Annotated in this window: 22 protein-coding genes; 14 read left to right on the top strand and 8 right to left on the bottom strand. The window is 73.5% G+C overall.

The window, feature by feature from the left end; genetic code table 11:
- Both ABZ885_RS09040 and ABZ885_RS09035 read right to left on the bottom strand, forming a co-directional pair.
- Positions 1-346 (bottom strand): hypothetical protein (locus tag ABZ885_RS09040; RefSeq protein WP_360185284.1); only part of this gene is annotated, 346 nt, incomplete at its 3' end.
- A gap of 244 nt (positions 347-590) precedes the next feature.
- Positions 591-1,571, bottom strand: a complete 981-nt coding sequence (locus tag ABZ885_RS09035; protein WP_360185281.1) for an aldo/keto reductase — start codon at positions 1,569-1,571, stop codon at positions 591-593.
- Positions 1,572-1,971: 400 nt separating this feature from the next.
- On the opposite strand from ABZ885_RS09035, the gene ABZ885_RS09030 reads away from it, so the two are divergent.
- Positions 1,972-3,018 carry an LLM class F420-dependent oxidoreductase gene (locus ABZ885_RS09030; protein ID WP_360185278.1) on the top strand — a complete coding sequence of 349 codons (1,047 nt, stop codon included), beginning with the start codon at positions 1,972-1,974 and terminating at the stop codon, positions 3,016-3,018.
- Positions 3,019-3,088: 70 nt separating this feature from the next.
- Here ABZ885_RS09030 and ABZ885_RS09025 read toward each other — a convergent pair whose 3' ends face one another.
- Entirely contained in the window at positions 3,089-4,081 is a 993-nt protein-coding gene (locus ABZ885_RS09025) for a magnesium and cobalt transport protein CorA (RefSeq protein ID WP_360185275.1), read from the bottom strand.
- A 144-nt stretch (positions 4,082-4,225) separates the two neighbouring features.
- On the opposite strand from ABZ885_RS09025, the gene ABZ885_RS09020 reads away from it, so the two are divergent.
- From ABZ885_RS09020 to mshC, 6 genes are all read left to right on the top strand, one after another.
- A complete protein-coding gene (locus ABZ885_RS09020; RefSeq protein WP_360185272.1) occupies positions 4,226-4,951 on the top strand; it encodes an MSMEG_4193 family putative phosphomutase in 726 nt (241 codons plus the stop codon).
- Positions 4,952-5,131: 180 nt separating this feature from the next.
- On the top strand, positions 5,132-5,698 hold the full coding sequence (locus ABZ885_RS09015) for a DUF3090 domain-containing protein (RefSeq protein WP_360185270.1): 567 nt from the start codon (positions 5,132-5,134) through the stop codon (positions 5,696-5,698).
- A 44-nt stretch (positions 5,699-5,742) separates the two neighbouring features.
- The gene (locus ABZ885_RS09010) at positions 5,743-6,540 is read left to right on the top strand and encodes an SCO1664 family protein (RefSeq protein WP_360185290.1); all 798 of its coding nucleotides are present in this window, start codon (positions 5,743-5,745) and stop codon (positions 6,538-6,540) included.
- A gap of 147 nt (positions 6,541-6,687) precedes the next feature.
- Positions 6,688-7,605, top strand: a complete 918-nt coding sequence (locus tag ABZ885_RS09005; RefSeq protein ID WP_360185267.1) for an AraC family transcriptional regulator — start codon at positions 6,688-6,690, stop codon at positions 7,603-7,605.
- 134 nt (positions 7,606-7,739) lie between these two features.
- Complete coding sequence (locus tag ABZ885_RS09000) at positions 7,740-8,606, top strand: carbohydrate-binding protein (RefSeq protein ID WP_360185264.1); 867 nt, start codon at positions 7,740-7,742, stop codon at positions 8,604-8,606.
- A gap of 208 nt (positions 8,607-8,814) precedes the next feature.
- A complete protein-coding gene (gene mshC / locus ABZ885_RS08995; RefSeq protein WP_360185261.1) occupies positions 8,815-10,044 on the top strand; it encodes a cysteine--1-D-myo-inosityl 2-amino-2-deoxy-alpha-D-glucopyranoside ligase in 1,230 nt (409 codons plus the stop codon).
- Positions 10,045-10,128: 84 nt separating this feature from the next.
- Here mshC and ABZ885_RS08990 read toward each other — a convergent pair whose 3' ends face one another.
- The gene (locus ABZ885_RS08990; RefSeq protein ID WP_360185258.1) at positions 10,129-11,079 is read right to left on the bottom strand and encodes a PAC2 family protein; all 951 of its coding nucleotides are present in this window, start codon (positions 11,077-11,079) and stop codon (positions 10,129-10,131) included.
- Between the two features lie 409 nt (positions 11,080-11,488).
- On the opposite strand from ABZ885_RS08990, the gene ABZ885_RS08985 reads away from it, so the two are divergent.
- Positions 11,489-12,004, top strand: a complete 516-nt coding sequence (locus ABZ885_RS08985) for an SRPBCC family protein (RefSeq protein WP_360185255.1) — start codon at positions 11,489-11,491, stop codon at positions 12,002-12,004.
- Between the two features lie 20 nt (positions 12,005-12,024).
- On the opposite strand, the gene ABZ885_RS08980 is transcribed toward ABZ885_RS08985, so the two are convergent.
- The gene (locus ABZ885_RS08980) at positions 12,025-13,002 is read right to left on the bottom strand and encodes a hypothetical protein (RefSeq protein ID WP_360185252.1); all 978 of its coding nucleotides are present in this window, start codon (positions 13,000-13,002) and stop codon (positions 12,025-12,027) included.
- 254 nt (positions 13,003-13,256) lie between these two features.
- On the opposite strand from ABZ885_RS08980, the gene metH reads away from it, so the two are divergent.
- From metH to ABZ885_RS08965, 3 genes are all read left to right on the top strand, one after another.
- The gene (metH, locus tag ABZ885_RS08975; protein WP_360185249.1) at positions 13,257-16,763 is read left to right on the top strand and encodes a methionine synthase; all 3,507 of its coding nucleotides are present in this window, start codon (positions 13,257-13,259) and stop codon (positions 16,761-16,763) included.
- A gap of 156 nt (positions 16,764-16,919) precedes the next feature.
- Positions 16,920-17,624 carry an HAD family phosphatase gene (locus tag ABZ885_RS08970; protein ID WP_360185246.1) on the top strand — a complete coding sequence of 235 codons (705 nt, stop codon included), beginning with the start codon at positions 16,920-16,922 and terminating at the stop codon, positions 17,622-17,624.
- A 358-nt stretch (positions 17,625-17,982) separates the two neighbouring features.
- Positions 17,983-19,596, top strand: a complete 1,614-nt coding sequence (locus tag ABZ885_RS08965; RefSeq protein WP_360185243.1) for an ABC transporter substrate-binding protein — start codon at positions 17,983-17,985, stop codon at positions 19,594-19,596.
- Positions 19,597-19,698: 102 nt separating this feature from the next.
- Here the strand turns inward: ABZ885_RS08965 and ABZ885_RS08960 are convergent, their stop codons facing one another.
- Both ABZ885_RS08960 and ABZ885_RS08955 read right to left on the bottom strand, forming a co-directional pair.
- Positions 19,699-20,370, bottom strand: coding sequence for a response regulator transcription factor (locus ABZ885_RS08960; RefSeq protein WP_360185240.1), 672 nt, complete (start codon positions 20,368-20,370; stop codon positions 19,699-19,701).
- The gene (locus tag ABZ885_RS08955) at positions 20,371-21,285 is read right to left on the bottom strand and encodes a RecB family exonuclease (protein WP_360185237.1); all 915 of its coding nucleotides are present in this window, start codon (positions 21,283-21,285) and stop codon (positions 20,371-20,373) included.
- Between ABZ885_RS08955 and ABZ885_RS08950 the strand changes: the two genes are divergently transcribed.
- From ABZ885_RS08950 to ABZ885_RS08940, 3 genes are all read left to right on the top strand, one after another.
- Positions 21,277-22,671: a site-2 protease family protein gene (locus ABZ885_RS08950; protein ID WP_360185287.1), complete on the top strand. Its 1,395-nt coding sequence runs from the start codon at positions 21,277-21,279 to the stop codon at positions 22,669-22,671. The genes ABZ885_RS08955 and ABZ885_RS08950 overlap by 9 nt on opposite strands.
- A 50-nt stretch (positions 22,672-22,721) precedes the next feature.
- Positions 22,722-23,678 (top strand): tRNA (adenine-N1)-methyltransferase, encoded by a 957-nt coding sequence (locus ABZ885_RS08945; protein ID WP_360185234.1) that lies wholly within the window; start codon positions 22,722-22,724, stop codon positions 23,676-23,678.
- A gap of 159 nt (positions 23,679-23,837) precedes the next feature.
- Positions 23,838-24,443, top strand: coding sequence for a hypothetical protein (locus tag ABZ885_RS08940; protein ID WP_360185231.1), 606 nt, complete (start codon positions 23,838-23,840; stop codon positions 24,441-24,443).
- Positions 24,444-24,446: 3 nt separating this feature from the next.
- On the opposite strand, the gene ABZ885_RS08935 is transcribed toward ABZ885_RS08940, so the two are convergent.
- Positions 24,447-24,749 carry a ferredoxin gene (locus tag ABZ885_RS08935; protein ID WP_360185228.1) on the bottom strand — a complete coding sequence of 101 codons (303 nt, stop codon included), beginning with the start codon at positions 24,747-24,749 and terminating at the stop codon, positions 24,447-24,449.
- Between the last annotated feature and the right edge of the window lie 223 nt (positions 24,750-24,972).

Below are 24,972 nucleotides of genomic sequence, written 5' to 3'. Positions count from 1 at the left end.
CCGGGGCCCCGGCCGGAGCCGGCGCGCCGGCCTGCGGGGACGCCGTGGCCGCAGCCGCCGTAGCGGCCGGCGATCCCTGGGGCGCCGGAGCGCCCGCCTGTCGGCCGATGGTCCGGATCCGCTCGGCCAGCGCCGCGACGGCGGCCGCCTTGTCGCTGTCGCCGCCGTCGTCCCCGCCGCCGTCGTCCCCGCCGCCGTTGTCCCCGTCGCCGCGGTCCCCGTTGCCGGTGTCCGTGCCGCCGTTGCCGTCTTCGCCGGTGCCCCGGGTTCCCTCGGTGCCCTCGCCGCCGGCGCCGTCCGGGCCCGCCGAGGTCTCCTCCGGAGCGCCGTTCTCCGTGTCACTCATCGTTCGCTCCATCAAAGGTCACTCCACTGCTGGGCGCCGGCCCGTACCGGGGCGCGGGGCGGACAGCCGCGGTGGGCGTTCCGCCGCGGCCGGTACGGCAGGCATGGTCGGGTCGGCGCAGCCGGACAGGATGGCGGCGCCGGTGAGGTCGGCAAGGTCGGTCGGGCCGGTCGGTCAGCGGGTCACGTCGCTCCATCGGGTCGTTGCGGGATCACACCTCGTCGAGACCCCCGGGCACGCGGGGCTACAGCTCGCTCCACCCCTGGTCGGGGTAGCGGTGGACCGGCGCCGAGATGTCGTCGAGCGCACCGCGGATCTCACCCGGAAGAGTAAGCGCCTCCACTGACAGCGCCGACTGCAGCTGCGCCACCGTCCGCGCCCCGACCACCGCGGCGGCCACACCCGGCCGGTCCCGGACCCAGGCGAGCGCCACCGCGAGCGGGCTGCTGGCCAGGCCGTCGGCCGCGGTGGCGACGGCGTCCACGATCCGCCGCGAACGCTCCCCGAGGTAGGGCTGGACGAACCCGGAGAGGTAGGGGGAGGCGCCGCGGGAGTCCTGCGGCACACCGTGCCGGTACTTGCCGGTGAGCACGCCGCGCCCGAGCGGGGAGGCGGCCAGCACGCCGACCCCGGCGTCCTGGGCGGCGGGCAGCACCTCCCGCTCGACGCCGCGCTGCAGCAGCGAGTACTCCAGCTGCGCGCCGGCCAGCGGCACCCGGCCGTGGTGGGCGTGCTGCCAGGTGGCGGCCTTGGCGAGCTGCCAGCCGCTGAAGTCGCAGACCCCGACGTACCGGGCGCGCCCGGAGGCGACGGCGATGTCGAGGGCGCTGAGCGTCTCCTCGACCGGCGTGGCCGGGTCGAACGCGTGCACCTGCCAGAGGTCGACGTAGTCGGTGCCGAGCCGGCGCAGCGAGGCGTCGAGGGCGGCGAGCAGGTGGCCGCGCGAGCCGTCGAAGCGGCGTGCGGACTCCGGGACGCTGCCGGCCTTGGTGGCGATGACGAGGTCGGACCGCGGGATCAGGCTGTCGGTGAGCCGGGAGAGCAGGTACTCGGCGCCGCCGTCCGCATAGACGTCGGCGGTGTCGACGAGGTTGCCGCCGGCCTCGACGAACTCCTTGAGCTGCTCGGCGGCTTCGTGCTCGTCGGTGTCGCGGCCCCAGGTCATGGTGCCGAGGCCGAGCCGGGAGACCTGCAGCCCGGTACGGCCGAGGTGACGCTTTTCCATCGGACGGGCCCTCCACTGGCCGGGTAGGCGGGTCGCCGGGTCGGCCGGCCCCGCCCCGGTAAACGCGCAGGTGGGGAGAGGCGTCCCCACGTCGGCTGAGCGTAGCGGCCGGTGCCCGGGCTGGTGTGCAGACCCGCAGGACGATCGCCGTCCGGCGGGCCGTACCCGCCGCGGGCCGGGGAAGCCGTCGGACGGACCATCCGGAACCCCGCCCGGAACCGTGCCCGGAAGGCCACCCGGAACGCCGTCCCGCACACCGGCCGGACCGTCACCCCGGAGACCGTCGGCAACCCCGCCGCGAGGACCGCCCGCAGGTGTTCCGGCCCGCACCTACCGGCCAGTAGCATGACCGCCGGGTGCACGGTTACCCTCGCGAACAACCGACTGGAAGGCTTGGCAGATGCGACTCGGTATCAACCTCGGCTACTGGGGACTCGGCATGGACGCCGACAACATCGCCGTCGCCCAGGAGGCGGACCGGCTCGGCTACTCGGTCTGCTGGGCCGCCGAGGCCTACGGCTCGGACGCAGCGACCGTGCTGAGCTTCGTCGCCGCGAAGACCGAGCGGATCGACGTCGGCTCGGCCATCTTCCAGATCCCGGCCCGGACCCCGGCGATGACCGCGATGACCGCGGCCACCCTGGACACCCTCTCCGGCGGCCGGTTCCGGCTCGGCCTCGGCGTCTCCGGCCCGCAGGTCTCCGAGGGCTGGTACGGGGTGAAGTTCGACAAGCCGCTGGCCCGCACCCGGGAGTACGTGGAGATCATCCGCAAGGCGATGTCCCGCGAGCGCCTGGTCCACGAGGGCGAGCACTGGACGCTGCCGCTGCCGGGCGGGCCGGGCAAGCCGATCAAGCTGACCGTGCACCCGGTGCGCGAGCACATCCCGCTGTACATCGCGGCGATCGGCCCGAAGAACCTGGAGCAGACCGGCGAGCTCGCCGACGGCTGGCTGGGCATCTTCTTCTCGCCCGAGCACGCCGCGCTCTCGCTCGACCCGCTGAAGGCCGGCCGCGCCAAGGCCGGGCAGACCCTGGAGGGCTTCGACCTCTGCCCGACCGTGAACCTCGCGGTCGGCGAGGACGTCAAGGCCGGCGTCGACGCCCTGCGCTCCTACGCCGCGCTCTACATCGGCGGCATGGGCAGCAAGGAGAAGAACTTCTACAACCAGCTCGCCCGGCGGATGGGCTACGAGCAGGCCGCCGACGAGGTCCAGGAGAAGTACCTGGCCAGGGACTACGCGGGCGCCGCGGCCGCCGTCCCGCACGACCTGATCGACGCCACCTCGCTGGTCGGCGACACGGCCCGGATCGCCGACCGGATGCAGGCCTACGCGGACGCGGGCGTCACCACGCTGACCCTGGCGCCGTCCGGCTTCAGCCTGGACGAGCGGCTGCAGGCGCTGCGCACCGGCGTCGAGGCGCTGGAGCGCGCCGGGCTGGCCTGAGGCGCGCCCGAGGGGCCGTCGCCCCGGGGCCGGCGGGCGGACGCGCCGGCCGGCCCCGGCAGGACGCGCGTCAGAGCCAGTCGTGCTTCTTGAACACCCGGTGCAGCACCAGGCAGACCACCGCCATCAGCGCCAGCACCCCCGGGTAGCCCCAAGGCTGGCGCAGCTCGGGCATGTGCTCGAAGTTCATCCCGTAGATGCCCGCGATCATGGTCGGCACGGCGGCCAGCGCCGCCCAGGCCGAGATCTTCCGCATGTCGTTGTTCTGCTGCACGCTGACCTGCGCCAGATTGGCGCTCAGGATGTCCGAGAGCAGCCGGTCCATGCCCTCCACCTGGTCGTTGGTCCGGGCCAGGTGGTCGGCGACGTTGCGGAGGTACGGCAGGGCCTCGGCGCGGATGAACGGCATGTCGCCGCGGGCCAGGCCCAGCATCGGTTCGAGCAGTGGCGCGGTGGCCTTGCGGACGGTCACCAGCTGGCGTTTGAAGCCGTAGATGCGGCCGGCGGTGTCCGACGAGGGGCGGCCCGGCGCGAACACGGCCGCCTCCAGGTCGTCCAGGTCGGACATGAGGGAGGCCGCGACGTCGACGTAGTGGTCGACCACCGTGTCGCAGACCGAGTGCAGCACCGCGCTCGGCCCGTACCCGAGGATCTCGGGGTGCTGCTCCAGGTTCGCCCGCAGCGAGGAGAGCGGGCTCTCCCGGCCGTGCCGGACGGTCATCACGTAGCCGTCCCCGAGGAAGATCATCACCTCGCCGGTGGTCACCGCGTGGCCGCCGGGGTGGTAGTCGATGGTCTTGAGCGCCATGAACAGCGAGTCCTGGTAGGACTCCAGCTTGGGCCGCTGGCGGGCGAGCACGGCGTCCTCCACGGCCAGCGGGTGGAGACCGAACTCCTCGCTGACCGTGTCCAGTTCCTCGGTGGTCGGCTCGAACAGGCCTATCCACACGAAGCTGTCCTCCCCGGCCGCCCGGGCGAAGGCGAGGGCGTCGGAGTAGTCCTTCGGGCCCTCGACCCGCCGGCCGTCGCGGTAGATGGCGCAATCCACGATCATGCGGGCCATTGTGGCTCCTGACCGGGCCCGGCGGGTAGCAGACCGAGCCGAAGCGCTCCGGCCGGCGCCGGCCCGGGCCCGCGGGCTCACGATCCGCCGGGCAGACCCGAGGACCCGGCCGGTGCCCCCGCCGGAGCACGTACGCTAGGGCCCATGCCCACCCTGCTGCTCGTCCGCCACGGCCGCTCGACCGCGAACACCGCCGGAATCCTGGCCGGTTGGACGCCCGGGGTGGACCTCGACGACACCGGGCGCGCGCAGGCCGCGGCGCTGGCCGGCCGGCTCGCCGGGATCCCGCTGGTGCAGGCCGTCAGCAGCCCGTTGGAGCGCTGCCGGCAGACCCTGGAGCCGCTGCTCGCGGCCCGGCCCGAGCTCGGCACGCCGACGCAGGACGAGCGGCTCGGCGAGTGCCACTACGGCGACTGGACCGGCCGGCCGCTGGGCGAGCTGGCCAAGGAGCCGCTCTGGCGCACCGTCCAGGACCACGCGGCGGCGGCCGCCTTCCCCGGTGGCGAGTCGCTGCGCGAGCTGAGCCACCGCACGGTGAGCGCGGTCCGCGAGTGGAACGGGAAGATCGCCGCCGAGCACGGCGAGGACGCGGTCTGGATCGCCTGCTCGCACGGCGACGTGATCAAGGCGGTGGTGGCCGACGCGCTCGGCCTGCATCTCGACCACTTCCAGCGGATCAGCGTCGAGCCCTGCTCGGTCACCGCGATCCGCTACACGCCGCAGCGGCCGTTCGTGCTGAGGATGGGCGACACCGGCGACCTCGCCTCGCTCGCCCCGAAGCCGCACGGCCGGGACGCGGCCGGCGGGGCCGGCGCGGACGGCACCCCGGCCGGTGACGCGGTGGTCGGCGGTGCCACCGGCACGGCCTGACCCCCGGTCCGGCCCGCCGGAGACCGGCGGCCCGCTCGCGGGCTCGGCTCCCCGGGCCGGGCCGGGAGGTCGTAGGGTTACTGACGAGCGCCACCCGAAGGACCGGCTCACCCGAACGAGCCGCAGCGAGCAGCCCCACGAGCGACCCCTACCACGATCCACACGATCCGGAGCGAGAGCGTGCCCCGTCAGGTCTTCTTCTACGACCAGCCCGAACGGTTCGTGGCCGGCACCGTCGGCCAGCCCGGCGCCCGGGCGTTCTACCTGCAGGCCAGCGCCCGGGGGCGGATCACCAGCGTGCTGCTGGAGAAGACCCAGGTCGCCGCGCTCGCCGAGCGGATCGAGGAGGTGCTGGACGAGGCGCTGCGGCGCAGCGGCGGCGACGCCGCGATCCCGGCCGCCGCGCCGGTCGACCTGCTCGACACCGCGCCGCTGGACCTGCCGCTGGAGCAGGAGTTCCGGGTCGGCACCATGGCGCTGGCCTGGGACAGCATCGACAGCTGCCTGGTCGTCGAGGCGCAGGCGGTGATCGACGACGAGGACGACGAGGACGCCGAGGCGGTCTTCGAGGACGACGAGAACGGCCCGGACATGCTGCGGGTGCGGCTCACCGGCGCGATGGCCCGGGTTTTCGCCAAGCGGGCGCTGGACCTGGTCGCGGCCGGCCGCAAGCCCTGCCCGTTCTGCAACCTGCCGCTCGACCCGGAGGGCCACCTGTGCCCGCGCGCGAACGGCTACCGGCGCTGAACACCGAGACGCCGCCGCAGGCCGACCCGGTGGCCGGGGCCGCCCTGGCCGCCGACCCGCCGGCCGCGCTGCACCTGCTGCGCGAGGGCGCGCTGACCGTCCACGGGCGGCTCGCCGACGCCTCCAACGCCGCGCTGTACTGCAGCGTCACGCTGGACGGCCGGACGGCGCAGGCCGTCTACAAGCCGGTGGCCGGCGAACGCCCGCTCTGGGACTTCCCGGACGGCACGCTGGCCGGCCGCGAGGTCGCCGCGTACGAACTCGCCGCCGCCACCGGCTGGGCGCTGATCCCGCCGACCGTGCTGCGGGACGGTCCGCACGGGCCCGGGATGGTGCAGCTCTGGGTGGAGCCCGACCCGGAGGCCGCCCCGCTGCTCGCCCTCCAGGACCCACAGGGCCCGGAGGAGGGCTGGCTGCCGATCGTGCACGCCGAGGTCGGCGGCGGGCGCACCGCGCTGCTGGTCCACCCGGACGACCCGCGGCTGCGCCGGCTCGCCGTGCTGGACGCCGTCCTCAACAACGCCGACCGCAAGGGCGGCCACCTGATCCCGGCCGCGGACGGCCGGATCTACGGCATCGACCACGGCGTCACCTTCAACACCGAGGGCAAGCTGCGCACCCTGCTCTGGGGCTGGGCCGGGCAGCCGCTGCCGGACGAGGCGCTGGAGGTGCTGGCGGGCCTGGCCGGGCAGTTGGACGGCGCCCTCGGCGAGCGGCTCGCCCCGCACCTGACGGCGGCCGAACTCGCCACCGCCCGGGCCCGGGTGGACGGGCTGCGGCGCAGCGGACGGCACCCGGTGCCGTCCGAGGACTGGCCGTCGATCCCCTGGCCGCCGGTCTGAGCACCCCGGCCGGTCGGAGTGTCCGGCCGGTCCGAGCACCCCGGGTCTGTGCAGCGCCCTGAGTCCGGGCACCCCGGCCTGAGCGCGGTCCGGGTGCGACCGGCATTGGTCTGGACCGGTACGGCGGCCCGGCCGCAGACTGCTCCGATGGACGAGCGACGGACCACCCCCCACCCGGACCTGCCGCTGCACCGCCTCCAGGTCCCGCGGCCGCACCTGCTGCCGTTCGCGATCGGCGGCTTCGACACCATCGGCCCGCTCTCCCGGGCGGGCTTCCCCCACCGGCACTCCTTCTTCGAGATCGTCCACGTCACCGGCGGCACCGGCGCCCACGTCGTGGACCTGGTCCACCGGCCGCTGCAGCCGCCGCAGTTGTGCGTGATCGCGCCGGGCCAGGTGCACCACTGGGCCGACGCGGACGGGCTCACCGGACAGGTCGTCCTGTTCAACGAGGACTTCCTGCTCTCCCACCCGCAGGACCTCGCCGCGCTGCGCTCGCTGGCCGGCCGGCCGGTGCTGCGGCTCGGTGAACAGGCCGCGCCGGTCGCCGCGTTGCTGGCCGACATGGAGCACGAGTACCTGGCCCGCCCGGCCGGCTATCCGGGCGTGCTGCGGGCCAGCCTGCACATCCTGGTCGTCCGCGCGCTGCGGGCCCGCGCACCCGGCGAGGGCGGCGCGGCGCCCGGCCGGACGGCCGAACTGGCCGCCGCCTTCACCCGGTTGATCGCCGGCCCGGGCGGGCTGCGGCGCTCGGTGGCCTCCTGCGCCCAGGAGTTGGGCGTCTCGCCGGGCCACCTGCAGACCCTGGTCAAGCAGGCCACCGGCCGCACGCCCGGCCGACTGATCCGCCAGCAGCAGACCCTGGAGGCCAAACGCCTGCTGGCCTGCACGGACCTGACGATCCGCCAGGTCGCCCGGGAGGCCGGGTTCGGCGACCCGGCGTACTTCTGCCGGTTCTTCCGGCGGGAGACCGGGATGACCCCGGGGGAGTTCCGGGCCGGGGTCGGAGGAAATCACCACGATCCCCGGATCACGTCCATCGCGGCCGCCCCGGACGTTCCGTAGGTTGACTGCTGGCCGCCGGCGGCCCGACCGGAGCGACCGGGCGGGCGGCCGGCCAGGCCCTTGTCATGCCCCCACCATGGCAAGGCCGCGCCCACCACCCCCACCGTTCCCCCGCACACCGAAGGAGTCGGCGCATGCCCGCGTCCGAAGAGCCCACCGGGCCGGAGGGCCTGATCGACCGCCGGATCAGCCGCAAGTCCGTCCTGAAGGCCGCCGCCGTGCTCGGCACCGCCCCGCTGCTGGTCGGCGGCGGCGTCGCCCTGGCCCGCGACCGCGCCGGCACCGGCGAGGCGCCCGGCCTCACCCCCGCCTGCCACGACGGCGACGACCCCACCATCGAGCAGACCGAGGGCCCCTACTTCAAGCCGAACTCCCCGCTGCGCACCTCGCTGATCACCGACGGCACCCCCGGCACCCGGCTGACCGTGAGCGGCTACGTCTTCGGGCGGGCCTGCCTGCCGCTCTCCGGCGTGCTGCTGGACTTCTGGCAGGCCGACGTCAACGGTGCGTACGACAACACCGGCTTCGCCTTCCGCGGGCACCAGTTCACCAGCGCCCAGGGTGCCTTCAGCCTCACGACGATCGTGCCCGGCCTCTACCCGGGCCGCACCCGGCACATCCACGTCAAGCTCCAGGCGCCCGGCCGCCCGGTGCTCACCACCCAGCTGTACTTCCCGGGCGAGCCGCGCAACAGCACGGACACCATCTACGACGCGCGGCTGCTGATGAACGTCCGCCAGGCCGGCCCCGCGAAGGAGGGCAGCTACGACTTCGTCCTGAACGTGCCGCAGACCCCCGGCCCGACCCCGACCCCCACGGCCACCCCCACCCCCACGGCGACCCCGACCGGACAGCCGGGCGGCACCTGGGCGGCCGGCACGGCCTACTCCGCGGGCGACCGCGTCACCTACGCCGGCGTCTCCTACCAGTGCCTCCAGGGGCACACGGCCATCACCGGCTGGGAGCCGCCGAACGTACCGGCCCTCTGGCGGCGGCTGTAGCGGCTCCGGCCGTCCGCCGGGGAGGCCGGGCGCCCGGCCGGTGGCAGGGCCGGCCGGGCGCTCCGCAGCAGCCCCGGGACGGTCCGGGCGCCGGCCGGGAACCGGTCATTATCAGTCCGCAGGCGCTCAGGCAACGAAAGCAAACGAATCCAGTCGATCTTCCGCACTGGTTAGGCTTTCAAAAGTTCGCACGGTTAAAGTGATTCCCATGCATGCCTGGCCCGCCTCCGAGGTTCCCGCCCTGCCTGGTCAGGGGCTCCCCCTCCGTATCCACGACACCGCAGCGGGCACTGTCCGGGAGGTCGTGCCGCAGGACGGCACCGCCCGGATCTACGTCTGCGGCATCACCCCCTACGACGCGACCCACATGGGCCACGCCGCCACCTACAACGCCTTCGACCTGGCGCAGCGGGTGTGGAAGGACGCCGGCCACGACGTCCTGTACGTGCAGAACGTCACCGACGTGGACGACCCGCTGCTCGCCCGCGCGGTCGAGACCGGCCAGGACTGGGTGGCCCTCGCCGAGCGCGAGACGGCCCTGTTCCGCGAGGACATGACCGCCCTGCGGCTGCTCCCGCCGGCCCACTACATCGGCGCCGTCGAGTCGATCCCGTGGATCGTGCCGCTGGTCCAGAAGCTGCTGGCGAGCGGGGCCGCCTACGAGCTGGACGGCGACGTCTACTTCTCGGTCGAGGCCGACCCGCACTTCGGCGAGGTCTCCGGCCTCAGCCGCGAGGCCATGCGCCCGGTCTTCGCCGAGCGCGGCGGCGACCCGGACCGCCCGGGCAAGCGCCACCCGCTGGACGCGCTGCTCTGGCTCTCCGCCCGCCCGGGCGAGCCCGCCTGGGACACCGAGCTGGGCCACGGCCGCCCCGGCTGGCACATCGAGTGCGTCGCCATCGCGCTGCAGTACCTGGGGATGTCCTTCGACATCCAGGGCGGCGGCAGCGACCTCTCCTTCCCGCACCACGAGATGGGCGCCTCGCACGCCCAGGTGGCCACCGGCGGCCACCCGTACGCCAAGGCGTACGTGCACGCCGGCATGGTCGCGCTGGACGGGCACAAGATGTCCAAGTCCCGCGGCAACCTGGTCTTCGTCTCGGCGCTGCGCCGCGAGGGCGTCGACCCGGCCGCGATCCGGCTCGCCCTGCTCGCGCACCACTACCGCGCGGACTGGGAGTGGACCAAGGCCACCCTGGACGAGGCGGTCGAGCGGCTCGGCCGCTGGCGCGCCGCGGTCTCCCGCCCGGACGGCCCGCCAGCCGAGGCACTGCTCGCCGAGGTCCGCGAGGCGCTCGCGAACGACCTGGACGCGCCCGCCGCGCTGGCCGCGGTGGACCGCTGGGCCGAGCGGCAGACGGCCGGGGGCGGCACGGACGCCGGCGCGCCCGGCCTGGTCTCGCGCACCGTGGACGCCCTGCTCGGCATCGCGCTGTAGCCGGGAACCGCCCCCGGACACCCGGAAGGGGCGTCAGGACGACCGTCCTGACGCCCCTTCCGCGTGGTGGCCGCGGAGCGGCGCTCACTCGTCCTCGGTGCCGTCCTGGCTCTCCCGGGCGGCCGGCGGCTCGGGCTCGCTCGGCCGCTCCGCCGTGGCGTGCCCGGCGACCGGCTTCTCCCCGGTCGGCCCGACGTTCTCCCGGCGGCGCAGGTAGCGCTCGAACTCCCGGGCGATCGCGTCGCCCGAGGCCTCCGGCAGCTCGGCGGTGTCCTGTGCCTCCTCCAGCTGCTGCACGTACTCGGCCACCTCGCTGTCCTCGGAGGCCAGCTGGTCCACGCCGAGCTGCCAGGCCCGGGCGTCCTCGCCCAGCTCGCCCGGCGGGATGCGCAGGTCCAGCAGGTCCTCCAGCTTGTTGACCAGCGCCAGCGTGGCCTTCGGGTTCGGCGGCTGCGCGACGTAGTGCGGCACCGCCGCCCAGAGCGTCACGGCCGGCACCCCGGCGTGCGTGCAGGCCTCCTGGAGCACGCCGACGATCCCGGTCGGGCCCTCGTAGCGGCTCTCCTCCAGGTCCAGCCGGCGGGCCAGCTCGGGGTCGGAGGTGACCCCGCTGACCGGCACCGGGCGGCTGTGCGGGGTGTCGCCGAGCAGCGCGCCCAGGATCACCACCAGCTCGACGCCCAGCTCGTGCGCGAAGTTGAGCAGCTCGTTGCAGAAGGAGCGCCAGCGCATGCTGGGCTCGATCCCGCGCACCAGGACGAGGTCCCGGGTCGTCGGTTCGGTCACCCGGACCACCGAGAGCCGGGTGGTCGGCCAGGTGATCCGGCGGACGCCGCCGTCCAGCCAGACCGTGGGCCGGTTGACCTGGAAGTCGTAGTAGTCCTCCGCGTCCAGGGCGGCGAACACCTTGCCGCCCCAGGTCTCGTCCAGATGCGCGAGAGCCGCGGAGGCGGCGTCGCCCGCGTCGTTCCAGCCCTCGAAGGCGCAGACCATCACCGGGTCGATCAACTCGGGAACATCTTCCAGCTCGATCACCCAGCGTCTCCCTCCGGTCGGCGGCCGTTCGCACCCCGTCCCGGCTGGGTCGCCGGGGCGCCGGCGGTCCGGCTGCCGACTGTCGAACCTCTCGTCACCCATGGAACGCCTCGCCCCACGGTCCCTACCTGCCCAGCCTACGGGCTTTGAAGCGCTCCACGGCCGGGCACCGGGACAGTCTGGGGGGAGAGGGCCGCCGCGATCCAGCGGTTATCCGGGAGCCGGACGGCAGGACCGGCGGCACCCGGGCGGACGGCCTCCGCGGACGGCGGCCGTGCCCGTCCGGCCGCCCCGGGCGACGCCGTGCCCGCGCGCAGGTGTGGCGCGATGATGGACACGACGGCCGGGCGGCGCGGCGTGCGGAGCCGCCGGTGGGCCGGGGGGCGGACAGACCCCAGAGAGGTACCTGATGAACGGATGGCTGTGGGCCGGGGCCGGAATCGTGGTGGCCGCCGGGGCCGGGGCGCTGCTCGCGGCCCGGGCGGCCGGGCGGCGGCTCCCGGTGGAACACGTGAGCGAGGGCGGTCTGGAGCTCGACCAGCCGCCGGGCGCGGTCTGGGACGTCCTGACCGACATCGACCTCTTCCCGGCCTGGCGCCCCGGCCTCTCGCACGTCGAGCGGCTGCCGGCCGCGGCCGGCGGGCGGCCGCGCTGGCGCGAGTACGACCGGCACGGGCACACCACGTACGAGGTGGTGGAGGCCGAGGCCCCGCACCGCCTGGTGACCGGCATCGCCGACCAGGACCTGCCGTACGGCGGCACCTGGACGTACGTGCTGACGCCGGCCGGCGCGGGCTGCACCCTGACCGTCACCGAGCGCGGCGAGGTGTACAAGCCGCTCTACCGCGCGATCGGGCACTACGTGACGGGCGAGGGCGCCGGGATCCGCCGCTACCTGGGCGCCCTGGCCCACCGGATGGCGTAGCGGCCGCCCGGCCCGGTGGCTCAGCGCACCCAGCCGCTGCGGTAGTCGGCCCAGTTCTGCTCGGTGGCGGCGAAGTCGACGTACAGCCCGACGCCGAAGTTCCGGCGCCCGAGGTCGTACCGGCCGAGGCCGAGCCGGATGCCGCGGATGCCGGCGTCCACCGTCTCGGCGTGCCCCCAGTGGCCCCACTTGTCGTCCCAGTAGAACGGCAGGCCCATCAGCAGGTCCACGCCCTCCGGGGTGGCCTCCAGGGCCAGCTCGGTCTGGTAGGCGTTGTAGCCGCCGTAGAGCGATTCGGTGGGCATGCTGGAGTCGTAGGTCATCACCGCGATCTGGTCGACCCGGCGGGCGGTCTCGCCGAAGTACGCCTGGTCCCACCACTTGCCGTGGCCGGTGAACAGGATGCCCAGGTTGTGCTGGTAGGGCAGCGGGTCGATCTGCGGGGCGGCCACCGAGAGCTTGGCTCCGCGGCCGGCGGTCACCGGGCGCACCTGGTCGAGCAGGGCCAGCCAGCCCTCGGAGCCGGGGCGGATCGGCTCCATGTCGAAGTGCACGCCGTCGAAGCCGAGGTCCAGCACCTGCCGGGCGGAGGCGGTGACCCGGTCCCTGGTGGGCGCGTCCTCCAGGTCCAGCGCGTCCTTCTCCGGCTTGACCTCGTCACCCAGCCAGCCCTGCAGCCGGATGCCGGGCATCGCCCGGTGCGCGGCCTCGGTGAACCAGCGGGCCTTCGGGTGGACGGCCGGCGGCAGGCTGCCGTCGTGCTCCAGCGGTCCGGTGTGGACGTAGAGGTCGCGGACGCCGGTGCCGGACAGCCGCTGGGCGAGCGCGACGACGTCCGCGTCACTCTTCCGGCCGTCCACCCACGCATGTCCCAGCCAGGCCGCGTCCTTGCCCCGGGTACGGGCCTCGGCGGAGGGTTCCCCCGCGTACTGGAGCCGCAGGGCGAGCGCCCCCGCGCCGACCGGGGTGACCAGCACGGCCAGTACCAACCCCGTCACGACCAGCGACTTCCGCCACCGGGACCATCCCCGCCAGCGGGTCCGCAGCGCCCGCAGCGCCCTCCCCGGAACCCCCGTGAACCGTCGTGCCCGTGCGCCGATGCCAGCCATGCAGTCGCTCCCCCTTCGCGGCCGAGCGCTCAGGATACGAAACACACCACCGGCTCCCGCCGTCGGCCGGATACCCTGGCGACGTGCGGCCCCGAATCAGCGGGGTCGCAAAGCCGACAGCCGTCGCACCAGGGAGAAGCCCCATGGCCACTGCAGCCGAACCGTCCATCACCCAGCAGAGCCGCGCGAACGCGCTGCGTGAGGCGCTCGCCACCCGTGTGGTGGTGGCCGACGGGGCGATGGGCACCATGCTCCAGGCGCAGGACCCGACGCTGGAGGACTTCCAGAACCTCGAGGGCTGCAACGAGGTCCTCAACCTGACCCGCCCCGACATCGTCCGCTCCGTCCACGACGCGTACTTCGCGGTGGGCGTGGACTGCGTGGAGACCAACACCTTCGGCGCCAACTTCTCGGCGCTCGGCGAGTACGAGATCTCCGACCGCATCTTCGAGCTCTCCGAGGCCGGCGCCCGGATCGCCCGCGAGGCCGCCGACTCCCACGCCGCCGACGGCCGGACCCGCTGGGTGCTCGGCTCGATCGGCCCGGGCACCAAGCTGCCCACCCTCGGCCACGCCCCGTACGAGACGCTGCGCGACGGCTTCCAGCAGAACGCGGCCGGCCTGATCGCCGGCGGCGCGGACGCCCTGCTGGTGGAGACCAGCCAGGACCTGCTGCAGACCAAGGCGGCCATCCTGGGCAGCAAGCGCGCGCTCGCCGAGGCCGGCCTGGACCTGCCGGTGCTGGTCCAGGTGACGGTGGAGACCACCGGCACCATGCTGCTCGGCTCGGAGATCGGCGCCGCGCTCACCGCGCTGGAGCCGCTCGGCGTCGACTACATCGGCCTGAACTGCGCCACCGGCCCGGCCGAGATGAGCGAGCACCTGCGCTACCTGGCCAAGAACGCGAAGATCGGCCTGTCCTGCATGCCGAACGCGGGCCTGCCGGTGCTCGGCAAGGACGGCGCCCACTACCCGCTGTCCCCGGCCGAGCTGGCCGACGCGCACGACGTCTTCACCCGCGAGTACGGCCTGTCGCTGGTCGGCGGCTGCTGCGGCACCACGCCCGAGCACCTGCGCCAGGTGGTGGAGCGCGTCCAGGGCCGGGAGATCACCCCGCGCACCCCGCAGCCGGACCCCTCGGCGGCCTCGCTGTACCAGGCGGTGCCGTTCCGCCAGGACACCTCGTACCTGGCGATCGGCGAGCGCACCAACGCCAACGGCTCGAAGAAGTTCCGCGAGTCGATGCTGGCCGGCGACTGGCAGGCCTGCGTGGAGATCGCCCGCGAGCAGATCCGGGACGGCTCCCACCTGCTGGACCTCTGCGTCGACTACGTCGGCCGCGACGGCGTCGCCGACATGAAGGAGATCGCCGGCCGGCTGGCCACCGCCTCCACCCTGCCGATCGTGCTGGACTCCACCGAGCCGGACGTGCTGCGGGCCGGCCTGGAGGCGCTCGGCGGCCGCGCGGTGCTCAACTCGGTCAACTACGAGGACGGCAACGCCCCCGACTCCCGGTTCGGCAGGATCGCCTCGCTGGCCCGCGAGCACGGCGCCGGCCTGATCGCGCTGACCATCGACGAGGAGGGCCAGGCCCGCACCGCCGACACCAAGGTGGCCATCGCCGAGCGGCTGATCGAGGAGCTGACCACGGACTACGGGATCGAGGAGGGCTCGATCCTGGTCGACTGCCTGACCTTCACCCTGGCCACCGGTCAGGAGGAGTCCCGCCGGGACGGCATCGAGACCATCGGGGCGATCCGCGAGCTCAAGCGCCGCCACCCGGACGTGCAGACCACGCTCGGCCTGTCCAACATCTCCTTCGGCCTCAACCCGGCCGCCCGCGTGGTGCTGAACTCGGTCTTCCTGCACGAGTGCGTCGAGGCCGGCCTGGACTCGGCGATCGTGCACGCCTCCAAGATCCTGCCGATCGCCCGGATCCCCGAGGACCAGCGCGAGGCCGCGCTCGACCTGGTCTACGACCGCCGCCGGGACGGCTACGACCCGCTGCAGCGCCTGCTGGAGCTGTTCGAGGGCGTCTCCTCGGCCTCGGTCAAGGCGTCCAAGGCGGAGGAGCTGGCCGCGCTGCCGCTTGAGGAGCGCCTGCAGCGCCGGATCATCGACGGCGAGCGCAACGGCCTGGAGGCCGACCTGGACGAGGCGCTGACCGGGCGCCCGGCCCTGGAGATCATCAACGACACGCTGCTGGCCGGCATGAAGGTGGTCGGCGAGCTGTTCGGCTCCGGCCAGATGCAGCTGCCGTTCGTGCTCCAGTCCGCCGAGGTGATGAAGACCGCGGTGGCCCACCTGGAGCCGCACATGGAGAAGTCCGACAGCGAGGGCAAGGGCACCATCGTGCTGGCCACCGTCAAGGGCGACGTCCACGACATCGGCAAGAACCTGGTCGACATCATCCTGTCCAACAACGGCTACAACGTGGTCAACCTGGGCATCAAGCAGCCGGTCTCGGCGATCCTGGACGCCGCGCAGGAGCACCGGGCGGACGTGATCGGGATGTCCGGCCTGCTGGTCAAGTCCACCGTGATCATGAAGGAGAACCTGGAGGAGCTGAACCAGCGCAAGCTGGCGGCGGACTTCCCGGTGATCCTCGGCGGCGCCGCGCTCACCCGCGCCTACGTCGAGCAGGACCTGCACGAGATCTACGAGGGCGAGGTCCGCTACGCCCGGGACGCCTTCGAGGGCCTGCGGCTGATGGACGCGCTGATCGCGGTCAAGCGCGGCGTGCCCGGCGCGACCCTGCCGGAGCTCAAGCAGCGCCGGCACGCCCGGGTCGAGGTGGCGGAGCCGGAGGAGGTCAACCTCGGCCAGATCCGCTCGGACGTGGCCGTCGACAACCCGGTGCCCGCCCCGCCGTTCTGGGGCGACCGGATCGTCAAGGGCGTGCCGTTCGCCGACTACGCGTCCTGGCTGGACGAGGACGCGCTGTTCAAGGGCCAGTGGGGCCTCAAGGCCGCCCGCAGCGGCGAGGGCCCCTCGTACGAGGAGCTGGTGGAGACCGAGGGCCGGCCGCGGCTGCGGATGTGGCTGGACCGGCTGCAGACCGAGGGCTGGCTGGAGGCGGCCGTGGTCTACGGCTACTACCCGGCCAACTCCAAGGGCGACGACCTGATCGTCTTCAACGAGGACGGCACCGAGCGGACCCGCTTCACCTTCCCGCGCCAGCGGCGCGGCCGCCGGCTCTGCCTGGCGGACTTCTTCCGCCCGGAGGAGTCGGGCGTGCAGGACGTGCTGGGCCTCCAGGTGGTCACCATGGGCAACCGGATCTCCGAGGCGGCCAACGAGCTGTTCGCCGACAACTCCTACCGCGACTACCTGGAGCTGCACGGCCTCTCGGTGCAGCTGGCGGAGGCGCTGGCGGAGTTCTGGCACGCCCGGGTCCGCTACGAGCTGGGCTTCGGCGACGAGGACCCGCAGGACGTCAGGGACATGTTCGCCTTGAAGTACCGGGGTGCCCGCTTCTCGCTCGGCTACGGGGCCTGCCCGGAGCTGGAGGACCGCGCCAAGATCGCCGAGCTGCTGCGGCCCGAGCGGATCGGCGTGGTGCTCTCCGAGGAGTTCCAGCTGCACCCCGAGCAGTCCACCGACGCCATCGTGATCCACCACCCGGAGGCCAAGTACTTCAACGCCCGGTAGCCCGGACGTCGCGCACCGTTCGCCCTTTTCGGGCGGTCGGGGCGTATCCTGGATCATCCTGAACGGGCCGGTCCGCTCACCAGCGGGCCGGCCTGTGCCATCCCCAGGGGTATGGTCCCGGTCGCGCCCCGGGGGTACCGACGGAAGGATCCCGCCATGACCACCATCTCCACCGCCACCCGCGTCCTCGACCACGGCGACGGCCGGGGCCTGCAGGCGGTGCTGCTGGACATGGACGGGACCCTGGTGGACACCGAGGACTTCTGGTGGCAGGCGGAGGCCTCGCTCTTCGCCGAGCTGGGCTACGCGCTGGACGAGAAGGACCGCGCCCAGGTGGTCGGCGGCCCGATGAGCCGGGTGATCGACTACCTCATCGCCGCCACCGGGGTGGACCTCGCCCCGGCCGACCTGACGGTGCTGATCAACCAGCGCTTCGTGGACCTGCTGGCCGGCGGCGTGCCGCTCATGCCGGGTGCCGAGCGGCTCCTCAACACCCTTGCCGCGCACGGTGTTCCGGCCGCGCTGGTGTCCGCCTCGCACCGGCACGTGATCGACATCGTGCTGCAGTCGCTGGGCGCCCACCACTTCGCCTTCACGGTCGCCGGCGACGAGGTGCCGCGTACCAAGCCGCACCCGGACCCGTACCTGGAGGCGGCGCGCCGGCTGGGCGCGGAGCCGGGCCGCTGCGTGGTGGTGGAGGACGCCCCGACCGGCGTCCGTTCGGCCGAGGCGGCCGGCTGCCCGGTGATCGCGGTGCCGTCGGTCGCGGTGATCGAGCCGGCCCCCGGACGGCTGGTGCTGCCCTCGCTGGAGCAGGTCGATCTTGAACTGCTCCGCTCGCTGGTGGCCTCGCGAGTGTGATTGTCATCTCATTGCAGCGGGGTGCTACCGACCGGTAAGTGGCGGCGCCCGTCCGCTGCCGGCACCCGGCCGGGGAGAAATCGGGCATTGCCTGACAACTCGTGGGATCGCCGCTCCCGCACCGGCCCCTTGTGTCCCAACTGTCACCTGCGCGGGTATCGGTGGTGCGTGTTCGATATGGCACGCTACTCCAGTTCGTTCCCCACACCCCCGCGCCCGCCACCGTCGCGGACGGGCAACCCCGTCCTGCCCGCGGTCGCACGGCAACCGGTCCGTGCGCGCCTCGCTCACCCCGCAGGCGCAGCGAAGCGCGGACCACCGGCCCCCCGGCCGGACCGCACCCAGAAGGACGCGATCCGTGAAGACTTCCGCTGAACGACTCGCAGCGCTCGGCTGCGCCGGCCTGGTGGCCGTCTCGGTGGCCGGCTGCGGCTCGGTCACCGACGCGGTCAAGGGGGACGGCGACAAGTCGATCACCATGGGCACCACCTCGCTCACCAGCGTGCTGGACCCCGCCGCCGCCTACGACTCCGGTGCGTGGCTGGTGCTGCGCAACTCGTTCCAGTCGCTGCTCACCTACCCGGCCGCCTCCAGCTCGCCCACGCCGGACGCTGCGCAGTCCTGCGAGTTCACCGGCGGCGAGGCCACGCTCTACCACTGCACGCTCAAGTCCGGCCTGAAGTTCTCCAACGGTCACCCGCTGACCGCGGCGGACGTGGTCTACTCCATCGAGCGCACCAAGAAGATCAACGACACCAACGGCCCGGTCGGCCTGCTGGACACCGTCAAGTCGGTCGAGGCCAAGGGCGACACCGAGGTGGTCTTCCACCTCTCGGCGCCCGACGCGACGCTCCCGGCGAAGCTGGCCACCCCGGCCGGCGCCATCGTCGACCACCAGGTCTTCCCGGCCGACAAGGTGCTCTCCAACGACAAGCTGGTCGGCTCCGGTCCGTACAAGATCGACTCGGTCGAGACGATGGACGCCGAGGGCGGCGGCAAGGTCCCCGGCAAGATCGTCCTGTCGGCCAACGGCAGCTACACCGGCGACGCCAAGCTGCGGAACAAGAAGTTCACCGTGCGGTACTTCGACAAGGCCGACACCCTGAAGGCCGCGCTGGACAAGGGCGAGGTCGACCTGACCGACAACAGCCTGGAGCCCAACACCGCCGCCCAGGTCCGGTCCGAGCAGCAGGGCGGCAAGACCGACCTGCAGGTCGTCGAGGGCGACAGCAACGACACCCGCAGCCTGGTCTTCAACACCAAGGACGCCACCACCGGCAACGTCGCCGTCCGCCAGGCCGCGGCCCAGCTGATCGACCGCAAGACGCTCGCCCGCGACGTCTTCGCCCGCACCGTCCAGCCGCTGTACTCGATGGTCCCGGCCGGCGTCAGCGGCCACGGCACGTCCTTCTTCGACAAGTACGGCGACCAGGACCCGGCCAAGGCCAAGGCGATCCTGGCGGCGGCCAAGGTCCCGATGCCGGTCAAGCTGAGCCTCACCTGGTCCCGCTCGCGGACCGAGGCCGCCGAGGCCGATGCGCTGAAGAGGCAGCTGGAGAACGGCGGCCTCTTCCAGGTGACCGTCCAGCACGAGCCGGACTGGAACGCGTACAAGAAGGCCTGGACCGAGGGCAAGTACCAGGCGTACACCGTCGGCTGGTTCGCCGACTACCCGGACGCCGACAACTACATCGCGCCGCTGATCGTCGAGGGCGGCGCCTACCACCACGGCTGGGACGACGCCCGGATCAGCCAGAAGCTGGTGCCCGAGGGCCTCAAGCAGGCCGACCGCGGTGCCGCCTCCGGCAGCTACAACCAGATCCAGAACATCGTCGCCGAGAACGCGCCGCTCATCCCGCTGTACCAGAACAAGTCGTTCTACGCCTCGAAGTCGTACATCACCGGCGTCGAGTCGACCGTCGACACCACCGGCGTGTTCCGGTTCTGGGAGATCGGCCGGGCCGGCAAGTAACGGACGCGGGCCGGGCCCCGGGCGACCGGGCACCCTCAGCACGGTGGCCCGTCCGCTCCCCCCAGGGTGCAGGGGGAGCGGACGGGCCACCGTCATGTCCGGCTACAGCGAGCCCGGGCGCACCAGCCCGCTCTCGTAGGCGTACACCGCGGCCTGGACCCGGTCGCGCAGCTGCAGCTTGGTCAGCACGTGGCCGACGTGCGTCTTCACCGTGGTCTCGCTGACGAACAGCTCCGCCGCGATCTCCGCGTTCGACAGGCCGCGCGCCACCAGCTTCAGCACCTCCAGCTCGCGCTCGGTCAGCGCGTTCAGCGCCTGCGGGGGCGCCTCGTCGCCCGAGGGCAGCTTGGTGGCGTACATGTCCAGCAGCCGCCGGGTGATGCTCGGCGCCAGCATCGCCGCGCCGTCCGCGACCACCCGGATCGCCTGCACCAGCTCCTCGGCCGGCACGTCCTTCAGCAGGAAGCCGCTGGCCCCGGCGCGCAGCGCCTCCACCACGTACTCGTCCAGGTCGAAGGTGGTCAGCACCAGCACCTTGGCCGGGCCGTCCCGCCCCGGGCCGGCGATCCGGCGAGTCGCCTCCACGCCGTCCATCCTGGGCATCCGGATGTCCATCAGCACCACGTCGGGCTGCAGCGCCCGCACCTGGTCCAGCGCCTGCTGACCGTCGCCGGCCTCGCCGACCACCACCAGGTCGGACTCGGCCTCCAGGATCATCCGGAAACCGGTGCGCAGCAGCGGCTGGTCGTCGACCAGCAGCACTCGGATCGTCACCTAGGACTCCTTGCTCATCGGATCCCCCGTGGGATCGTCTTCGTCAGACGTACGCGCCGGCGGCAGCGGCAACGGGTACGGCGGCGGGGTCCCGCCGAACTCCGGGCAGCTGGCCTGGTGGTCGCACCAGTCGCAGAGCCGGTTGCGGGTGGCCGGGAAGTCCCCGGTGGCCACCGCCCGGGTGATCCGCTCCCAGAGCGCCTGCAGCTTGCGCTCCACCGCCAGCAGGTCCGCCTCGTCGGGGTCGTAGCTGACCACGTCCCCGCCCCCGCCGAGGTAGACCAGCTGCAGCCGCTTGGGGATCACGCCCTTCCAGCGCCACACCACCAGTGCGTAGAACTTCATCTGGAACATCGCCTTGCCCTCGAAGTCCCGCGAGGGCGCGCGGCCGGTCTTGTAGTCCACCAGCCGGACCTCGCCGGTCGGGGCGACGTCCACCCGGTCGATGTAGCCGCGCAGCAGCAGCCCCGACTCCAGGGCCGTCTCCACGTACAGCTCCCGCTCCACCGGGTGCAGCCGGGTCGGGTCCTCCAGCCGGAACCACTGGGCGACCAGCTTCTCGGCGTCCGCCAGCCAGCGGGTCAGCGCCGCACCGTCCGGGTCCTCCGGGAACAGCGAGACCAGCTCCGGGCGCTCGCCGAGCAGCCGCTCCCACTGCGGGCGCAGCAGGCCCAGCGCGCGCTCCGGCGTCCGCTCGGCCGCCGGGCTGTCGAACAGCCGCTCCAGCACCGCGTGCACCAGGGTGCCGCGGGTCGCCGCGGCGCTCGGCGGCTCCGGCAGCCGGTCGATCACCCGCAGCCGGTAGAGCAGCGGGCAGGTCAGGAAGTCCCCCGCGCGGGACGGGGACAGGCCGGTCGGGGGTGCCGCCGGACGGGCCGGGGCCGCGGGGGCACCGCTGGTGTCGGTCTGCTGCATACCCCGACCCTATTGCCCCGTGCTGTCATCCCGCTGCCACGGTGCTGCCACACGGCCTTTCCAGTGGGTATGAAGGCTGAGAGAGGGGCGCGCGCCGCCCGACCGCCGCGATCACGTAGCGTGGGCGCACCGGCGCGCGGCGCACGAGGGCACCCGACCGAAAGGATCACGGTGAGCGACAGCAGGGGGCGGCAGACCTCCGACCAGCCGCCGCAGGAAGGCGGCCCGGCGGGCCAGCCGCCCGAGGAGCCGGAGCGGCGCAGCGGCATCCTGATGGGCCGCCCCTTCGGCGTGCCGATCTACGTCACCCCGTCCTGGTTCGTCATCGCCGCCCTGATCACCTGGGTGTTCGGCGGCCAGCTCGACCGCGTCCTGCCGGAGCTCGGGGCGACCCGCTACCTGGTCGCGTTCTCCTTCGCCGTCGCCTTCTACGGCTCGGTGCTGGTCCACGAACTCGCCCACACCGTGGTCGCGCTCCGTTACCGGCTCGGGGTGCGCCGGATCCAGCTCCAGTTCTTCGGCGGGGTCTCCGAGATCGAGAACGAGGCGGAGAGCCCCTGGCGGGAGTTCTGGCTGGCCTTCGTCGGCCCGCTGCTCTCGCTGCTGCTCGGCGGCGCGTTCTACCTCGCCATGCGGGCCGTCGAGCTCTCCACCGTCCCCGGCGTGCTGCTCACCGGCCTGATGGTCTCCAACCTCGTCGTCGCGGCCTTCAACCTGCTGCCGGGCCTGCCGCTGGACGGCGGGCGGATGCTGCGCGCGGTGGTCTGGGCGGTCACCGGCCGGCCGATGGCCGGCACCGTCGCCGCCGCCTGGGTCGGCCGGGCGCTGGCCGTCGCGGTGCTGATCGGCCTGCCGCTGGCCGGCGCCGCCCGCGGGACCGAGCGCAGCACCACCGACACCCTGGTCGACGCGGTGCTGGCGGCCGTCCTCGCCGCGATCATCTGGAACGGCGCCGGCGGTGCCGTGCGCAACGCCAGGCTCAAGGAGGCCCTGCCCGGCCTGCGGCTGCGCGACCTCGCCCGCCGGGCCGTCGAGGTCACCGCCGACACGCCGCTCGGCGAGGCCATGCGCCGCGCCCGCGAGGACGAGGCCGGCGCCGTCGTGGTGGTCGACGGCCGCGGTGAGCCGATCGCCATCGTCCGGGAGTCCCAGGTGCGGGCCGTGCCCGAGCACCGCCGCCCGTGGATCGTCGTCGGTGCGCTCGCCCGCGACCTCGAACCGGGCCTGCGGCTCTCCGCCGACCTGGGCGGCGAGGACCTGCTGCGCGCCGTCCGCGCCACGCCGGCCGGCGAGTACCTGGTGGTCGAGGCGGACGGCCGGGTGTACGGCGTCGCCGCGCTCACCGACATCGAGCGGCGGCTGACCGCCGCCGTCACCGGTCGCTGAAGAGGATCACCTGGTAAGCCGGGCGGTCGGCTTCCCTTAGGATTGTCCGCATGTCCGAACCGACCGGTGCCACCCGCCGACGCGGGCCCTTCCAGGTCGGGGACCAGGTCCAGCTGACCGACCCGAAGGGCCGCCACTACACGTTCACGCTCCAGGCCGGGAACCAGTTCCACACCCACAAGGGTGCGTTCCCGCACGACGAGCTGATCGGCGCCCCCGAGGGCACGGTCGTGCGCACCACGGGGAACGTCCCGTACCTCGCGCTGCGCCCCCTGCTCCCCGACTACGTCCTGTCCATGCCGCGCGGCGCCGCCGTGATCTACCCCAAGGACGCGGGGCAGATCCTGGCCATGGCCGACATCTTCGCCGGCGCCCGCGTGGTCGAGGCCGGCGTCGGCTCCGGCGCGCTCTCCAGCTACCTGCTGCGCGCCGTCGGCGACACCGGCATGCTGGCCTCCTACGAGCGCCGGCAGGACTTCGCCGACATCGCCAAGGGCAACGTCGAGCGCTACTTCGGCGGGCCGCACCCGGCGTGGAAGCTCACCGTCGGCGACCTCCAGGACAACCTCGTCGAGACCGACGTCGACCGCGTCATCCTCGACATGCTCGCCCCCTGGGAGTGCCTGGACGTCGCCTCCAAGGCGCTCGTCCCCGGCGGCCTCATCTGCTGCTACGTGGCCACCACCACGCAGATGTCCAAGACCGTCGAGGCGCTGCGCGAGCACGGCACCTTCACCGAGCCGCAGGCCTGGGAGACCATGGTCCGCACCTGGCACCTGGAGGGCCTGGCCGTCCGCCCGGACCACCGGATGATCGGCCACACCGGCTTCCTGCTCACCGCCCGGCGCCTCGCCGACGGCGTCGAGCCGCCGCTGCGCCGCCGCCGCCCGGCCAAGGGCGCGTACGGCGAGGACTACGACAACGGCGCCCCGGAGCCGACGCTCCAGGAGCGCGCCGCGGCCCGGGCCGCCGCCCGCAGCACCGAGGCCGAGACCGACCTCGGCTGACCGTACGCCCTGCCGGGGGTGGTACGACGGGCGTTCCCGCCCGCGTACCACCCCTTCGCGTTACCCCCGCACCCGGGACACCCGGCGGCCGCCCCCGTGTGGGACGATGCTCGCTCATCACCGACCCACGCGTAACAGACCCGCTGGAGGGGACGCCTGGTGGAGACCGCGGTCAAGGCGACGGCCGAGCAGCAGACCCCGCAGGACCGCGGCGGTCCTGGGCACGCCCGCTCCGCCCCCTGGCACTGGGCCCTCGTGATCGCGGGCAGCGCCGCGGTGGTCGCCACCGCGCTCGCCGCCGGCCCGGCCACCGGCACCACGGTGGCCGCGCGCGGCGCCGTCAAGGCCCTTCCGGCGGCCGCCGCGCCCGACCCGGCCAAGGCCGAACTCCCGCTGGACTGCGGCCCCTTCCCGGTGAAGATATCCGTCAGCTTCGCCGCCGACCTCGGCGACGGCCGCCCCGGCACCGTCGCCGCCGCCCACTGCGCGGCCGAGACCGGCACCCCGCCGGACGCCGTCTACCTGCTGGGCCCCGGCGACGGCGGCAGGCCGGTGGTGCTGGCCACCCTGGTCGCGGAGCGCGAGAACCTCACCGTCAGCCGGCTCGGCCTGCGCAGTGACGGCGTCATCACCGGTCACGCGCAGGGGTATTCGAGCGACGACGTGCCGCGGTTCAGCCCGGACATCTCACTGGACCTCACCTGGACGCGCAAGGGCGGCGGCTGGGACCGTGCCCAGACCGCCGCCCCGCTCGCGCAGGCGTAGGAGCTACTCCGCGTCGGGCCCGTAGACCTCGACCCGGTCGGCGACCCGGCGCACGTGGATGCAGTCGCCGGGGCACTCCTTCGCGGAGTCCACCACGTCCTGAAGCAGCGTCAGCGGCACCGGAGCCGTCTCGCCGGGCTGCTGGCGCAGCTCGTCGTCCTCGCCCTTCACGTAGGCCAGCCCGTCGATGTCGAGCTCGAAGACCTCGGGCGCGTACTGCACGCAGATGCCGTCGCCGGTGCACAGATCCTGGTCGATCCACACCTCGAGCGGCTCGGCCGCCGCCGCTTCCTCGGTCACCGACATGGTCCCCTGCCGTTTCTGTCCCGGGTTGCCCCGTTATCGGAGGCAATCCCGCCATTCGTACAACGATCGGACCGGAAGTCTCGGTCGCGATCGGATATCGACTCGCTCGACGATACATCTGGTCCGCTTTGGGTGGTGCGCGGTGGGTATCTCCTTAGCAGAGGGGAAGCACGCTGGGGCGAAGATCGGACACGCCCGTTCCATCTTTCTTGATCTAGGGGTT

The organism is Kitasatospora sp. NPDC047058 (assembly GCF_040643935.1).
Classification (GTDB): domain Bacteria; phylum Actinomycetota; class Actinomycetes; order Streptomycetales; family Streptomycetaceae; genus Kitasatospora.
This window is presented reverse-complemented; position numbering and strand designations above follow the sequence as displayed.

Bases quoted from the DNA above. Each gene is read 5' to 3' on its own strand.
- ABZ885_RS09020 (WP_360185272.1), top strand. From the start codon at position 4,226: ATGCCCACCCTGCTGCTCGTCCGCCACGGCCGCTCGACCGCGAACACC.
- ABZ885_RS09025 (WP_360185275.1), bottom strand. From the start codon at position 4,081: ATGGCCCGCATGATCGTGGATTGCGCCATCTACCGCGACGGCCGGCGG.
- metH (WP_360185249.1), top strand. From the start codon at position 13,257: ATGGCCACTGCAGCCGAACCGTCCATCACCCAGCAGAGCCGCGCGAAC.
- ABZ885_RS09005 (WP_360185267.1), top strand. From the start codon at position 6,688: ATGGACGAGCGACGGACCACCCCCCACCCGGACCTGCCGCTGCACCGC.
- mshC (WP_360185261.1), top strand. From the start codon at position 8,815: ATGCATGCCTGGCCCGCCTCCGAGGTTCCCGCCCTGCCTGGTCAGGGG.
- ABZ885_RS09000 (WP_360185264.1), top strand. From the start codon at position 7,740: ATGCCCGCGTCCGAAGAGCCCACCGGGCCGGAGGGCCTGATCGACCGC.
- ABZ885_RS08985 (WP_360185255.1), top strand. From the start codon at position 11,489: ATGAACGGATGGCTGTGGGCCGGGGCCGGAATCGTGGTGGCCGCCGGG.
- ABZ885_RS08970 (WP_360185246.1), top strand. From the start codon at position 16,920: ATGACCACCATCTCCACCGCCACCCGCGTCCTCGACCACGGCGACGGC.
- ABZ885_RS08935 (WP_360185228.1), bottom strand. From the start codon at position 24,749: ATGTCGGTGACCGAGGAAGCGGCGGCGGCCGAGCCGCTCGAGGTGTGG.
- ABZ885_RS08955 (WP_360185237.1), bottom strand. From the start codon at position 21,285: ATGCAGCAGACCGACACCAGCGGTGCCCCCGCGGCCCCGGCCCGTCCG.
- ABZ885_RS09030 (WP_360185278.1), top strand. From the start codon at position 1,972: ATGCGACTCGGTATCAACCTCGGCTACTGGGGACTCGGCATGGACGCC.
- ABZ885_RS09035 (WP_360185281.1), bottom strand. From the start codon at position 1,571: ATGGAAAAGCGTCACCTCGGCCGTACCGGGCTGCAGGTCTCCCGGCTC.
- ABZ885_RS08945 (WP_360185234.1), top strand. From the start codon at position 22,722: ATGTCCGAACCGACCGGTGCCACCCGCCGACGCGGGCCCTTCCAGGTC.